Origin of the sequence: Rhodococcus sp. NPDC057529, assembly GCF_042802055.1 — a bacterium.
Classification (GTDB): Bacteria; Actinomycetota; Actinomycetes; order Mycobacteriales; family Mycobacteriaceae; genus Rhodococcus_F.
Map to the genome: position 1 here is coordinate 23,998 of NZ_JBHVEY010000014.1, position 14,089 is coordinate 38,086.

12 protein-coding genes are annotated in these 14,089 nt (G+C 68.9%); 6 read left to right on the forward strand and 6 right to left on the reverse strand.

Annotated features, from left to right (window positions below; all coding sequences use genetic code 11):
* Positions 1 to 6: 6 nt before the first annotated feature.
* The 6 genes from ndk (at position 7) to proB (ending at position 7,771) form a co-directional block, all read left to right on the forward strand.
* Complete coding sequence (gene ndk, locus ACFU5V_RS25895; RefSeq protein ID WP_087559506.1) at positions 7 to 426, forward strand: nucleoside-diphosphate kinase; 420 nt, start codon at positions 7 to 9, stop codon at positions 424 to 426.
* A 458-nt stretch (positions 427 to 884) separates the two neighbouring features.
* Entirely contained in the window at positions 885 to 4,247 is a 3,363-nt protein-coding gene (locus ACFU5V_RS25900) for a translation initiation factor IF-2 N-terminal domain-containing protein (protein ID WP_378702915.1), read from the forward strand.
* A gap of 206 nt (positions 4,248 to 4,453) precedes the next feature.
* Positions 4,454 to 4,765 (forward strand): 50S ribosomal protein L21, encoded by a 312-nt coding sequence (rplU, locus tag ACFU5V_RS25905; RefSeq protein WP_005248081.1) that lies wholly within the window; start codon positions 4,454 to 4,456, stop codon positions 4,763 to 4,765.
* A 42-nt stretch (positions 4,766 to 4,807) separates the two neighbouring features.
* Positions 4,808 to 5,071 carry a 50S ribosomal protein L27 gene (gene rpmA, locus ACFU5V_RS25910; RefSeq protein WP_012688267.1) on the forward strand — a complete coding sequence of 88 codons (264 nt, stop codon included), beginning with the start codon at positions 4,808 to 4,810 and terminating at the stop codon, positions 5,069 to 5,071.
* Between the two features lie 142 nt (positions 5,072 to 5,213).
* Entirely contained in the window at positions 5,214 to 6,674 is a 1,461-nt protein-coding gene (gene obgE / locus ACFU5V_RS25915; RefSeq protein ID WP_378702916.1) for a GTPase ObgE, read from the forward strand.
* The gene (gene proB / locus ACFU5V_RS25920; RefSeq protein ID WP_378437004.1) at positions 6,671 to 7,771 is read left to right on the forward strand and encodes a glutamate 5-kinase; all 1,101 of its coding nucleotides are present in this window, start codon (positions 6,671 to 6,673) and stop codon (positions 7,769 to 7,771) included. The genes obgE and proB overlap by 4 nt, the downstream gene beginning before the upstream one ends.
* 3 nt (positions 7,772 to 7,774) lie before the next feature.
* Here proB and ACFU5V_RS25925 read toward each other — a convergent pair whose 3' ends face one another.
* From ACFU5V_RS25925 to ACFU5V_RS25950, 6 genes are all read right to left on the reverse strand, one after another.
* Positions 7,775 to 8,602 (reverse strand): NAD-dependent protein deacetylase, encoded by an 828-nt coding sequence (locus ACFU5V_RS25925; RefSeq protein ID WP_378437002.1) that lies wholly within the window; start codon positions 8,600 to 8,602, stop codon positions 7,775 to 7,777.
* A gap of 21 nt (positions 8,603 to 8,623) precedes the next feature.
* Positions 8,624 to 9,559 carry a D-isomer specific 2-hydroxyacid dehydrogenase family protein gene (locus ACFU5V_RS25930; protein ID WP_378436997.1) on the reverse strand — a complete coding sequence of 312 codons (936 nt, stop codon included), beginning with the start codon at positions 9,557 to 9,559 and terminating at the stop codon, positions 8,624 to 8,626.
* A gap of 10 nt (positions 9,560 to 9,569) precedes the next feature.
* A complete protein-coding gene (locus tag ACFU5V_RS25935; RefSeq protein WP_378436995.1) occupies positions 9,570 to 9,968 on the reverse strand; it encodes an ectoine synthase in 399 nt (132 codons plus the stop codon).
* A gap of 17 nt (positions 9,969 to 9,985) precedes the next feature.
* On the reverse strand, positions 9,986 to 11,248 hold the full coding sequence (ectB, locus tag ACFU5V_RS25940; RefSeq protein WP_160102521.1) for a diaminobutyrate--2-oxoglutarate transaminase: 1,263 nt from the start codon (positions 11,246 to 11,248) through the stop codon (positions 9,986 to 9,988).
* 27 nt (positions 11,249 to 11,275) lie between these two features.
* Positions 11,276 to 11,788 (reverse strand): diaminobutyrate acetyltransferase, encoded by a 513-nt coding sequence (gene ectA / locus ACFU5V_RS25945; protein WP_009474013.1) that lies wholly within the window; start codon positions 11,786 to 11,788, stop codon positions 11,276 to 11,278.
* 151 nt (positions 11,789 to 11,939) lie between these two features.
* Positions 11,940 to 14,039 (reverse strand): RecQ family ATP-dependent DNA helicase, encoded by a 2,100-nt coding sequence (locus ACFU5V_RS25950; RefSeq protein WP_378702917.1) that lies wholly within the window; start codon positions 14,037 to 14,039, stop codon positions 11,940 to 11,942.
* Positions 14,040 to 14,089 lie beyond the last annotated feature (50 nt).

The following is a 14,089-nucleotide window of genomic DNA, read 5'->3' on the forward strand; positions in this document are numbered from 1 at the left end:
TGCGCCGTGACTGAGCGCACCCTTGTACTGATCAAGCCCGATGCCGTTGCCCGCGGATATGTAGGAGAAATCCTCGGTCGTATCGAGCGGAAGGGTCTGACGATCTCCGCGCTCGAGCTGCGCACCGCTCCCGGCGACATCGCCGCCGCCCACTACGCCGAGCACGAAGGCCGCCCGTTCTACCCCGGCCTGCTGGAATTCATCACGGGCGGCCCGCTCGTCGCGGCCGTCCTCGAAGGCCCCCGGGCGATCGCGGCGTTCCGTCAGCTCGCCGGCGGCACCGACCCGGTCGAGAAGGCTGTTCCGGGCACGATTCGCGGTGATTTCGGGCTCGAAGCCCAGGAGAACCTCGTCCACGGCTCCGACTCGGTCGAGTCGGCCGAGCGCGAGATCGCACTCTGGTTCCCGCAGCTCGCCGCCAACTGAAACACCCCTCTCCACCCACCCCTCGATCCACCGACCTGCCCTCCGGGCCGGCGGCGCCATCGCGAACGGAACATGTTCCAGAACGATACGTGCGCCGCTGGCACGGACCGCGGCACACGTGTGGGATACTGAGGGTGGTCGGACCGCAATTTGTGCACCACGTGGCTTCGACCGGATGACACCACGGCTCGATGCCCTTCATCGCTGCCCCTGCGTCAACAGGAAATACCTGGGCGTATCGGCACGCTGGATGATCAGGCGCTCGCACCGCGGACCACGGCCATCCGCAAGGCACTACACGGGTGTGCAGTGAAAACGGACACTGCACGCGCTGTGTGGAGCGAGACCAGACAATCTCGCGCTCACATCTGGGGCGCGAGTACACATACTGCGCCCTCGCGTGGCCGCGTGACATTCCCAGACAGGGAGTGGACGCGCCCGGGGGCTGAGGAGACTACGTGGCCGATCAAGCGCCGCCCACAAATTCAGAGCCGAACGATACGGCCACCGCCGGAAGCGCGGTTCCCGCTCTTCCGGAGAAGATTCGTGTTCACGCCCTCGCGAAGTTGCTGGGCGTGACGAGCAAGCAGGTTCTCGCCGAGGCCGCGGCCCTCGGATTGGAACTGCGCAGCGCGCAGTCGAGCCTGCAACGCGACGTCGCCGAGCGGGTGTACGCCGGATTCACCGCTGCGGAGACCGCTCCTGCCGAGGCACCCGCCGAGGTCGCGCCGGAGGCTTCCGCCGAGGAAGCCCCCGCCGAGGAAGCCCCCGCCGAGGAAGCCCCCGCCGAGCAGGCTGCGGCACCGGAAGCCCCCGCCGTGGAAGCCCCCGCCGAGCAGGCTGCGGCACCGGAAGCCCCCGTCGAGCAGGCCCCGGAACCCGTCGCCGAGGAGGCCGCGGTTTCCGAACCCGACCTCGGGCACGACCTGTTCACCACGGCCGCCTACCCGGCCGAGGCGCCCGCTGCCGAGGAGCCCGCCGAGACTCCCGCCGTCTCCCAGGTGCCGCTCTTCCTGCAGCCCGACCTCGCGGCGGTCGAGACGCCGCCGCGTCGACGGCGCAGTCGCCGGGATGCCGGAACGCCGGAACCCACCACCGAGCAGCCGCCCGTCGCCGAGTCGCGCGAGGAGGTCGCCGAGCCCGCGAAGGCCACGGACACCGGAACCGCCGACACCGAGTCGGACGAGTCGGACGTCGACGGCGATCAGCCGAGGCGTCGCCGTCGCGGCCGTCGCGGCCGTGGCCGCGGGCGGGGCGAGCAGCCGAACGAGCAGGACACCGACACCGAGGGCGCCGAGGCCGAGGAGTCCGCGCGCGAAGACAAGGTCACGGACAAGGGTGCGGAGACACCGAGTCGGGAGCCGGAAGAGACGCCGAAGAAGGAGTCCGAGGAGAAGCCCGCGGACGCCGAGCAGGCGGAGGCGGAATCCGGAGACGAAGAGACCGGTGAGGGCGACTCCGACGGTTCGAGCCGTCGCCGCCGCCGTCGTCGTCGCCGCAAGTCCGGTGGCGAGGGCGCGGGAGACGCCACGTCCGAGGACGACCCGCCGAACACCGTCGTGCACGAACGTGAGCCTCGCAACAAGAGCCGCTCGAAGGACGAGGTCCAGGGCATCACCGGTTCGACGCGGCTCGAGGCGAAGCGTCAGCGTCGCCGCGACGGCCGCGATGCCGGTCGCCGCCGGCCGCCGATCCTCACGGAATCGGAGTTCCTGGCACGCCGCGAGGCCGTCGACCGCGTCATGGTCGTGCGCGACCGCGTGGCCACCGGGCAACCGCACGCGACGACGCAGGTGGCCGTGCTGGAGGACGGCGTCCTCGTGGAGCATTTCGTGACCACGTCGGCGTCGGCCTCGATGGTCGGCAACGTGTATCTCGGACGCGTCCAGAACGTGCTGCCCAGCATGGAGGCGGCGTTCATCGACATCGGCCGCGGCCGCAACGGCGTGCTGTACGCCGGCGAGGTGAACTGGGAGGCCGCCGGGCTCGGTGGCAACTCGCGCAAGATCGAGCAGGCGCTCAAGCCCGGCGACCAGGTGCTGGTCCAGGTCAGCAAGGACCCGGTCGGGCACAAGGGTGCGCGGTTGACCACGCAGATCAGCCTCGCGGGCCGGTTCCTCGTGTACGTGCCGGGCGGCACGTCCACCGGGATCAGCCGCAAGCTGCCCGACACGGAACGCAAGCGCCTCAAGGACATCCTGCGCGACATCGTGCCTTCGGACGCCGGAGTCATCATCCGGACCGCGTCGGAAGGTGTCAGCGAGGAGGAACTCGCCCGCGACGTGACGCGTCTGCAGGAGCAGTGGGCCGGGATCGAGGCTCAGGCTGCGAAGGCGGAGTCCGGCAAGTCCGGTAACCCGCAGGCCCTCTACGAGGAGCCCGACCTTCTCGTGAAGGTCATCCGCGACCTGTTCAACGAGGACTTCTCCAAGCTCGTGATCGAGGGCGAGAAGGCCTGGTCGACGGTCGAGTCGTACATCAAGTCGGTCGCGCCCGACCTCATGCCGAGGCTGAAGCAGCACACGTCGGACAACGGTGTCGACGTCTTCGAGGCGCACCGCATCGACGAGCAGCTGGCGAAGGCGCTCGACCGCAAGGTCTGGTTGCCGTCCGGCGGCACGCTCGTGATCGACCGCACCGAGGCCATGACCGTGGTCGACGTCAACACCGGCAAGTTCACCGGCGCCGGCGGAAACCTCGAGGAGACCGTCACCCGGAACAACCTCGAGGCTGCCGAGGAAATCGTCCGGCAGATGCGCCTGCGGGACATCGGCGGCATGATCGTCGTCGACTTCATCGACATGGTGCTCGAGTCGAACCGCGACCTGGTGCTGCGACGTCTGACCGAGGCCCTGGGCCGCGATCGCACCCGCCACCAGGTGTCCGAGGTCACGTCCCTCGGGCTCGTGCAGATGACCCGGAAGAAGCTGGGCACGGGCCTGGTCGAGGCGTTTTCCACGACGTGTGAGCACTGCCACGGCCGCGGCATCATCGTCCACGCCGAGCCGATCGAGGTGAAGACCTCCGAGGACACCGGTGCACGCGGGTCGTCCCGCGGCGGCGACTCCGGGGGCTCGCGCAAGAAGCGGGGCCGCGACAAGTCGTCCGGCGGGGACACCCCGCAGGCTCCCGCGCACGAGGAGACCCCGACGGTGGACGCCACCGTCAAGCGCGCTCATCCGGTCGCTCTCGCGATGGCACACCACCATCACGAGGAGGAGGCGGCCCATGCGGCCGCGGCTGCCGAGCCGGTGAAGCCCGAGACTCGGGCGGCGGATGAGGCCGGAACTGAGCCCGCCGGGACGCAGGCCGCGGACAAGGCGGACCTGCCCGGGATCGAGGAAGCCGTGGCCGAGGCACCTGCAGCGGTGGCCGCGGAAGCCGTCGTGGCACCCGAGGCCGAGGTAGCCGTCGTCGAGGAAGCCGGGGACGCTGTGGCCGAGGCGCCCGTCGTCGAAGCCGCACCGGCCGAAGCCGCCCCGGTCGCCGAGACCCCGGAACCGGCCGTGGAGCGCGCACCCGAGCCCACACCGGAACCCGAGCCCGCACCGGAGCCGGTGGCCCCGACGCGGCGCAGAAGTCGCCGGGTGTCGAGGGCAGCGGCGGCGCCGGTGTCCGAAACCCCGAGCGCCGGGACCGTGTTCGTGATTCCGACGCCGGAGCACGCCCCGGAACCGGAACCGGCCATGTCGGCTTCGACCGTGAGCGGACCGGCGGCGTCCTCGCCGGACGGCACGGATCCGCAGGCGGCGCCGCGTAAGCCGCGGCGCAGGCGGGCCGCGGCACGTCCGGCGGGCCCGCCGGTCGACGCCGACCACTGACGAGGGAACGCGGGAAGGCAATCGTCGCCGGTTTGTACGGAACGGTTGCCTTCCTGTAACCTTGACCAGTCGCTACTCGGCGATGAAGGTCAGCTGTGCCCTCACCTGTGAAGGCTGCGCGATCTCGACCGAGCTAGCCGTCACACCAGACCAGTCGCGCACACTGTGGCGCGAGCAAGTTCGAAGAAGCAAGGGGTAGCCCTCCGATGGCAACGTACGCGATCGTCAAGACCGGCGGAAAGCAGTACAAGGTCGCTGTTGGCGACCTCGTCAAGGTCGAGAAGATCGAGGGTGAGCCCGGCACTGCTGTCTCGCTTGCTCCCGTTCTCGTCGTCGACGGATCCGATCTGACGACCGACGCCGACAAGCTGGCCAAGATCTCGGTCACGGGTGAGGTCGTCGAGCACACCAAGGGCCCGAAGATCCGGATCCACAAGTTCAAGAACAAGACCGGCTACCACAAGCGTCAGGGCCACAGGCAGAAGCTGACGGTCCTCAAGGTCACCGGCATCAAGTAGCTAGAGCTTCAGAGCTGATTTCACCCGAGGAGGGTCAAGAACATGGCACATAAGAAGGGTGCATCCAGCTCCCGTAACGGTCGCGATTCAAATGCTCAGCGACTCGGCGTGAAGCGTTTCGGCGGCCAGTCCGTCAGCGCCGGCGAGATCCTGGTGCGTCAGCGCGGAACCCACTTCCACCCCGGCGTCAATGTCGGTCGTGGCGGCGACGACACGCTCTTCGCACTCTCCGCCGGTGCCGTCGAGTTCGGCACCAAGCGCGGACGCAAGACCGTGAACATCGTTCCGGCGGCGGCAGAGGTCTAGTCCTGCCGCGAGTATGCATCGTCCCGTGAGGGACGTTTCAAGCTCCCAATAGGGGCGGACCTGGGTCGAGATACCCGGTCCGCCCCTATTGTTTGTTTCAGAGTGAGATCAACACAATTGACTGAGGAAGGATCCGGCAGTCATGTCCCGATTCATTGACCGCGTCGTGCTGCACGTCAGCGCCGGAAAAGGCGGCAATGGCTGCGCCTCCGTACACCGGGAGAAGTTCAAACCGCTCGGTGGCCCGGACGGCGGCAACGGCGGGCGTGGCGGTGACGTCGTGCTCGAGGTGGACGGCAACGTCCACACCCTCCTCGACTTCCATTTCCACCCCCACGCGAAGGCCACCAACGGCAAGCAGGGGATGGGAAGCAACCGCGACGGCGCCCAGGGCGACGACCTGATCCTGAAGGTCCCCGACGGCACTGTCGTCCTCGACGAGGACGGCCGTATCCTCGCCGACCTCATCGGTGCCGGCACCCGCTTCGAGGCCGCCCAGGGCGGCCGCGGCGGGCTCGGCAACGCTGCCCTCTCGTCGAAGGCGCGCAAGGCGCCGGGTTTCGCCCTCCTCGGTGAGGACGGCGTCGAGCGCGAACTGGTCCTCGAACTGAAGTCCGTCGCCGATGTCGGGCTGGTCGGATTCCCGTCGGCGGGCAAGTCCTCGCTGGTGTCCGTGCTGTCGGCCGCAAAACCGAAGATCGCCGACTATCCGTTCACGACCCTCGTGCCGAACCTCGGCGTCGTGTCGAGCGGCGACACCACGTTCACGGTGGCCGACGTGCCCGGTTTGATCCCCGGCGCGAGCGACGGCCGCGGACTGGGCCTGGACTTCCTGCGCCACCTCGAACGGTGCGCCGTGCTGGCCCACGTCGTCGACTGTGCGACGCTCGACCCCGGCCGCGACCCGGTCTCGGACATCGATGCGCTCGAGGCGGAACTCGCCGCGTACAAGGGTGCGCTGTCCGGCGACGCCGGGCTCGGTGACCTCGCGGACCGGCCCCGCATCGTGATCCTGAACAAGGCCGACGTGCCGGAGGCGGCCGAGTTGGCCGAGATGGTCACCCCCGACCTCGAGGCCCGCGGGTGGCCTGTCTTCACCATCTCGGCGGTCAGCCGAGAGGGATTGCGCCCGTTGACGTTCGCGCTGGCGAAGCTGGTGGCGGATTACCGTGAGGCGCACCCGAAGGCCGCGCCGAAGCGGCAGGTGATCCGCCCGGTGATCGCCAACGAGAACAGCTTCAGCGTCGTCGCCGACCCCGAGATCCCCGGTGGGTTCATCGTCCGCGGCACGCGGCCGGAGCGCTGGGTGCGGCAGACGCAGTTCGACAACGACGAGGCCGTGGGCTACCTCGCCGACCGACTTGCGCGGCTCGGTGTGGAAACCGAACTCGTCAAGCAGGGTGCGGAGCCCGGTGCGTCCGTCACGATCGGCAACGTGAGCTTCGACTGGGAGCCCCAGACACCGGCCGGCGTCGATCTCACCCGCACCGGCCGCGGCACCGACCCGCGTCTGGATCAGGTGGAGCGCATCGGCGCGACCGAACGCAAGCACGCATCCAGGGTCCGTCGCGGTCTCGAAGGCCTCGACCCCGAAGACCAGTGAGCGCCACCCGGCGCACGGTCGCGTCGGCGGGCAGCATCGTCGTGAAGATCGGCTCGTCCGCGCTGACCAGTCTGGTCGGCGGGCTCGACGTCGGTCGGCTCGACGCGCTGGCCGACGCGATCGAGGCACGGATGCGTGCCGGTTCCGACGTCGTCGTCGTCTCCTCCGGCGCCGTGGGCGCCGGCCTGGCCCCGTTGGGGCTGACGAAGCGGCCACGGGACCTGGCGACGAAGCAGGCCGCGGCGAGTGTCGGCCAACTGGCGCTCGCCCACGCCTGGGGCACCTCGTTCGCCCGGTACGGGCGCACGGTGGGGCAGGTGCTGCTCACTGCGGACGACATCGCCCGCCGAGCGCAGCACCGCAACGCGCAGCGCACCCTCGACCGTCTGCGCGCCCTGCACGCGGTCGCGATCGTCAACGAGAACGACACCGTCGCCACCGCGGAGCTGCGGTTCGGTGACAACGACCGGCTCGCGGCACTCGTCGCGCACCTGGTCGGCGCCGACGCACTCGTGTTGCTGTCGGATGTCGACGGGCTGTACGACGGCGACCCGCGCAAGGGCAATGCGACGCTGATCCCCGAGGTGAACAGCCCCGAGGATCTGGACGGGGTGGTCGCGGGCTCGGGCGGCGCCCTCGGTACCGGAGGGATGGCGTCCAAGCTGTCCGCGGCGCGCCTCGCCGCCGACGCCGGTGTGCCGGTGCTGCTCGCGGCGGCCTCGGACGCGGGGGCGGCGCTGCGGGACGCCAGTGTGGGGACCGCGTTCGCGGCCCGGCCGTCCCGGTTGTCGGCGCGTAAGTTCTGGGTGCGGCACGCCGCGGACGAGCAGGGGGTCCTGCACATCGACGAGGGGGCAGTCCGCGCCGTCGTCACCCGGCGGCGGTCACTGCTGCCTGCGGGCATCACGGCGGTTTCGGGACGGTTCTACGGCGGCGACGTCGTGTCACTCCTCGGCCCCGAGGAACGTCCCGTGGCCAGGGGAGTGGTGGCGTACGACTCGGCGGAGATCAGCGACATCCTCGGCAAGTCGACCCAGGAACTGCCTGCCGAGATGCAGCGGCCCGTGGTCCACGCCGACGACCTGGTGCCGCTCTGACGGTCAGGCGGGTAGCGCGGACGACGCGTCGAGCAGCGCGGTGAGGGCTTCCGAGCAGCCGGCGTGCACGGTGAGGGTGGCGAACTCGTCGCCGCGCGTCGCGCCCCGGTTGACGATCGCGATGGGGATTCCGCGTTTGGCGGCGTGCCGGACGAACCGCAGTCCCGACATGACAGTGAGCGACGACCCGGCCACCAGCAGTGCCTCGGCCTCGTCGACCACGTCGTAGGCGGCCGCGACCCGCGGTTTCGGGACGGACTCGCCGAAGTACACGATGTCGGGTTTGAGCATGCCGCCGCATGCCTCGCAGTCGACCATCCGGAAATGCTCGGTGCTGGTGACGACCGCGTCGGCGTCCGGTGCGATCTCCACTCCCTGTGCGGCGGCGACGGTTTCGGCGAAACCCGGGTTCGCACGCTCGAGCCGGTCGGCGAGCGTGGCCCGCGAGATCAGTGCATTGCACGCCAGGCACCGGACCTGGGCGTACGTGCCGTGCAGGTCGATCACCCGGCGACTGCCGGCCTTCGTGTGCAGAAGGTCGACGTTCTGGGTGACGACCGCACATGCGACACCGGCCCGTTCGAGCGCCGCCAGGGCGCGATGGCCGGTGTTGGGCCGGGCGGCGTCCATGTGCCGCCAGCCGAGGTGGTTCCGCGCCCAGTAGTGGCGGCGGAAATCGGGGTCACCGGTGAACTGCTGATACGTCATGGGAGTGCGCGGGGGCGAATCCGGACCGCGATAGTCGGGGATCCCGGAATCCGTGGAGATGCCGGCACCGGTGATCACACACAGGCGCCGGCCCCCGAGTACGTCGATCAGTGGGGCGAACACGCTCTCCAGAATAGCGCCGGTTCAGTACCCGACCACGGGATCGATCAGAGCGGTGAGATGCTCACCCGCGACGAAGCGGGTGACGTTCAGCGCCACGTGCTCGGCGAACGCCGGGGGGCGGACGGCAGGCGGGTTGGAATCGTGCGGGGTGATGATCACGTTCGGCAGATTCCACAGCGGGTGACCGTCGGGGAGCGGTTCGGGATCGGTGACGTCGAGTCCCGCACCGCCGATCGTGTTGTCCCGCAGCGCTTTCACCAGTGCGTTGGTGTGGACGAGTGAGCCGCGCGCGACGTTGATCACCCACGCGGTCGGCTTCATCTGCGCGAACTCCGCCGCCCCGACCAGATGATGGGTGGCGTCGGTGGCGGGAGCCCCGAGCACGAAGTGGTCCGCCCGGGCCCACACCTCGCCCAGGCGGGTGGTGGGAAGCGTCTCGATCGCGCCCGGCACCGGGCTGCCGGAACGATTCACCGCGATGACGTCGGCGCCGACGCCCGCGAGCATCGGGATCAGCGCCCGGCCGATTCCGCCGGCGCCCACGATCGCGACCGTGGTGCCGCGCAGGGTGCCGACCTTCGAGAAGAACTCGTGCTGGCGCCAGGTCTTCGCCTCGAGGTGCTCGGGCAGCGCCCGCACCCCGGCCAGCAGCAGCGTCAGCGCGTGCTCGGCGACCGTCGCGGCGAACGCGCCCGCCGCCGACGTCCACAGCACGGTGGAGTCGGGTCTGATCACCTTCGCGGCGAACCATTCCTCGACACCCGCGGAGTTCAGCTGCACCCAGCGGATGTTCTCGGGAAGCGGGTCCGGGAACCCGATCGGACCGGTGGTCCAGACCAGGGCGTCCGCGGACTCGAGGGGTGCCACACGGGCACCGCCCCGGCGCACCGCATCCTCGAGGAGCGGGTCCGGGGCGGGTCCGATGGCTATAGCTGGAACAGCAGCGTCGTCGGCCATGGGGTCGAACTTACGCGGGAACCTCGATCAAGGGGTAGACACCGTTTTCGTCGTGGACCTCACGGCCGGTGACGGGCGGGTTGAACACGCACAGCATCCGCATTTCGGTCTCGGGCTCGACACGGTGACGCTCGTGACCGTTGAGCAGGTACATCGAACCGGGACCGAGTTCGTAGACCGTGTCGTTGTCGAGGTCGATCAATTTGCCGGTTCCCTCGACGAGCCAGACGGCCTCGACGTGGTTGGCGTAGTGGAACTCGTTGACCGAGCCCGCCTTGATCGTGGTCTCGTGGAACGAGAAGCCCACTTTGTCGCCGCCGAGGATGATGCGCTTGCTGCGCCAGTTGCCGTCCTCGCTGGTGATGTCGCGCTCGGTGTCGGTGATTTCTGCGGTGGTGCGAACGATCATGGGTGTCAGTCCTCTCTCTAGCTGCAGACCTTGCCGGTGGCGTCGGCGAGAATCGCCAGGCCGTGGTCCAGTTCCTCGTCGGTGATGGTGAGCGCCGGCAGGAGTTTGACCACCTCGTCGGACGGTCCGGACGTCTCCGCGAGCAGTCCCTCGTCGAACGCGAGCTTGCAGACCTTGCCCGCGTGCTCCGGCTCCTCGAACACGAGGCCCTGGACGAGCCCGCGGCCGCGGGTGGACACGGAACCCTCGAACTGGTTCGCCAACTCGGTGAACGCCTGGTGGATCTTCTCGCCCTTGGCCAGCGTCGACTTGTGCAGGGTGTCGTCGGACCAGTAGTGGTCCAGGGCGACCTTCGACGTGACGAACGACGGGTTGTTGCCGCGGAACGTGCCGTTGTGCTCACCCGGGCCCCACACGTCCAGCTCACGCTTGAACAGGGTCAGCGCCATCGGGAGGCCGTACCCGCCGATGGACTTCGACAGGCAGACGATGTCCGGGGTGATGCCGGCGATCTCGAAGGAGAAGAACGGCCCGGTGCGTCCGCAGCCCATCTGGACGTCGTCGACGATCAGCAGGATGTCGCGCTCGGCGCACAGGTCCGCGAGGGCGCGCAGCCACTCGGGGCGGGCGACGTTGACGCCACCCTCACCCTGGACCGTCTCGACGATCACGGCGGCAGGACGGTTCAGGCCACTGCCCGAGTCGTCGAGCACGCGGGAGAACCAGTGGAAGTCCTCGGTGACTCCGTCGAAGTAGTTGTCGAACGGCATCGGGGTGGCGTGCACCAGAGGGATGCCGGCGCCGGCGCGCTTCATCGAGTTACCGGTGACCGACAGGGCGCCGAGCGTCATGCCGTGGAAGGCGTTGGTGAAGTTGATGATCGACGAACGACCCGTCACCTTGCGCGCCAGTTTCAGCGCGGCCTCGACCGTGTTGGTACCGGTGGGTCCGGGGAACTGGACCTTGTAGTCGAGACCTCGCGGTTTCAAGATCTTGTCCTGGAAGGTCTCGAGCAGGTCGCGTTTGGCCACGGTGGACATGTCGAGACCGTGCGTGATGCCGTCGCCGACGATGTAGTCGACGAGCGCCGACTTCAGGACGGGGTTGTTGTGGCCGTAGTTCAGCGAACCTGCGCCGGCGAAGAAGTCGAGGTAGTCGCGGCCGTTCTCGTCACGGATCCACGATCCGGACGCCGACTCGAAGACGGCGGGCCAGCCGCGGCTGTAGCTGCGAACCTCGGACTCGAGGCTCTCGAAAATGTTGGTATCGAAATTAGTCATGTTGCTGCATTCCTCCGGGGCATGCTCTTAGCCGATCGTGTACAGATCTTCGGCTTCGTGTCCATCGGGAAAATCGTTAGGGGAGAACAGTTCCTGCTTGTTGATCGCCGTATCTCGGCGACGCGCCAATGCTGTGAACAGCGCGATCGAAGCCTCGTTGTCGGGGCTGATCGTCGTTTCGAGATGGGTAATCCCTTCGGGTGCAAGGCGATCGAGCAGCGCGCTCAGCATGCGACCTGCAATTCCCTTGCCGCGCTGGTCGGCGTCTACGGCAACCTGCCAGACGAACAGCGTCGCAGGGGATTCTGGGCGGATGAAGCCCGAGACGAATCCCACGACGCGCTCGTCGACAACTGCGACGACCGACGATCGGCTGAAATCTCTACACCACAACAGGTATGCGTAGCTCGAATTGAGATCGAGCACTTCCGTGTTCCTGGCGATCTCCCAGAGCCGGACTCCGTCAGTGATCTCTGGACTTCTGAACAACACCGCGTCCGGCGCGGTGGTCGGGATGGCACTCTTCTGAACAGGCGTCATTGGAAATTCGAACCTAACAACCATCCCCTTCGATTTCACGTGCCTCGCGAAATTGGACAGTTCAGGCGGCAGAGCTTTGCAGGTGAGACGTGCAAAGTGATGCTCATCACATTATGTAACTTTTGGGTGAACCGCAAGCGACACACTTCGCCTATTTGAGACTCGCGAGCGCGAAGGGGAGGACCGATGTCGCACCCGCGGAGCGGAGCGTTCGGGCGGCCATCGTGAGGGTCCATCCGGTGTCCGTGAGGGTGTCGACGAGCAGCACCGGACCGGTGCCCTCGGGGACGCCGGGGGACTCCCAGGCATCGACGAGCCCGGCCACCCGGTAGGCGGAGTTGGCCGCGGACACCGGCGGGTGCTCGGGGCGTAGTCGCAGAACCCCCAGGTCGGTGAGGCGGCCCACCGCCGCCAGCTGCCCCGCAACCGACGCCGACAGAAGCGGGTGGGTGGCCGATTCGACCGCCATCACCGCCGTGGGCCGCTCGGCCCAGTCCCAGGACGCCAGTACCTGGATGCAGGCCTTCAGCACCGCGTCGGGCGCCGGGCCGTCCGGTTCGTCGAGCAGGGAGCGCAGGCGCTGGCCCCAGCCCAGATCGGACAGCCGGCCCAGGACGCGACCCGGTTCGGGACCGTCGGAGATCTTCCCGGACAGCGTCACGCCGAGCTTCGCGAGGCCCGTGGGCCACTGTTTGCGGGGCGCCAGATCCACGCCTGGGCGCTCGAGGCGCGCTCGGGTCTGTTGCACCGCCTCGGCGTCGACGGTCGCGTCGTGGCGCTCTCCGGTGCAGTTGTCGCACCGGCCGCAGTCGGACGTGCCCGCCGCCAGGCCCGGGTCGTCGAGCTGTTCGCGCAGGAACGCCATCCGGCACGTGGTGATCCGCTGGTACTCGATCATCGCCTGCTGCTCGGATTCGCGGGCACGCTCGAGACGCTCGTACCGGTCGGCGTCGTACGTCCAGGGCTCCCCGGTGCCCACCCAGCCGCCTCGTACCCGGCGCACGGCGCCGTCCACGTCCAGGACCTTCAGCACCATCTCCAGCCGGGTGCGGCCGAGCTCCACGAGTGGTTCGAGCGCCTGCGTGGACTGCGGCCGGTCGGTGTCGAGGACCTCGATCACCCGGCGCACCACGTGCTCGCGGGGGAACGCGACGGACGCGAAATAGCTCCAGATCTGCTTGTCCTCGGATCCGGGCAGCAGGATCACCTCGGCGCGGTCGGTGGACCGGCCTGCACGCCCCACCTGCTGGTAGTAGGAAATCGGCGACGACGGCGCACCGAGGTGCACGACGAACCCCAGGTCGGGCTTGTCGAATCCCATCCCGAGCGCGGACGTGGCCACCAGCGCCTTGACGCGGTTGCCGAGCAGGTCCTGCTCGAGGGTCTCGCGCTCGGCGGCGTCGGTCTGCCCGGTGTATGCGGCGACCGTGTGCCCCCGCTCGGACAGCAGGCTCGCCAGGTCCCGGGCCGCCGACACGGTGAGCGCGTAGATGATGCCCGAGCCGGGCAGGGTGTCGAGCTTCTGGGCGAGCCACGCGGCCCGGGCGGTGGCCTCCGGAATCTGCACGACCGACAGGTGCAGCGACTCGCGTTCGAGGCCGCCGCGCAGGACGAGGGTCTCCGCGCCACCCACCCCGAGCTGCGTGGAGACGTCGGAGACGACGCGATCGTTCGCCGTGGCCGTGGTGGCCAGCACGGGGATGCCCTCGCCCAGCTCGGCGATCAGCGTGCGGATCCGCCGGTAGTCGGGGCGGAAGTCGTGACCCCAGTCCGACACGCAGTGTGCCTCGTCGACGACGACGAGACCGGCGTCGGCTGCGAGTGAGGGCAGCACCTGGTCGCGGAAGTCGGGGTTGTTGAGACGCTCGGGGCTGACGAGCAGCACGTCGAGTTCGTTGTCCGCGACCCTGGTGTGGATGTCGTCCCACTCGGTGACGTTCCCGGAGTTGATGGTGGCGGCGCGCACCCCGGCGCGCTCGGCGGAGGCCACCTGGTTCCGCATCAGCGCCAGCAGCGGCGACACGATGACCGTCGGACCGTGCCCGTGTGCCCGCAGGAGCTTCGCCGCGATGAAGTACACCGCCGACTTGCCCCAGCCCGTGCGCTGGACGACGAGGGCCCGTCTGCGCCCCACCACGAGCGCCTCGATGGCCGTCCACTGGTCGTCGCGGAGGGTGGCGTGCTCGCCTGCCAGCTCGCGGAGCAGCCGTTCGGCCTCGTCACGGAGTGCGGGTTCGGTGGCGGTCGTCATGCCCCCATGGTGCACGACCGGGGTGACACGGACGATCCAGGCAGGTGCGG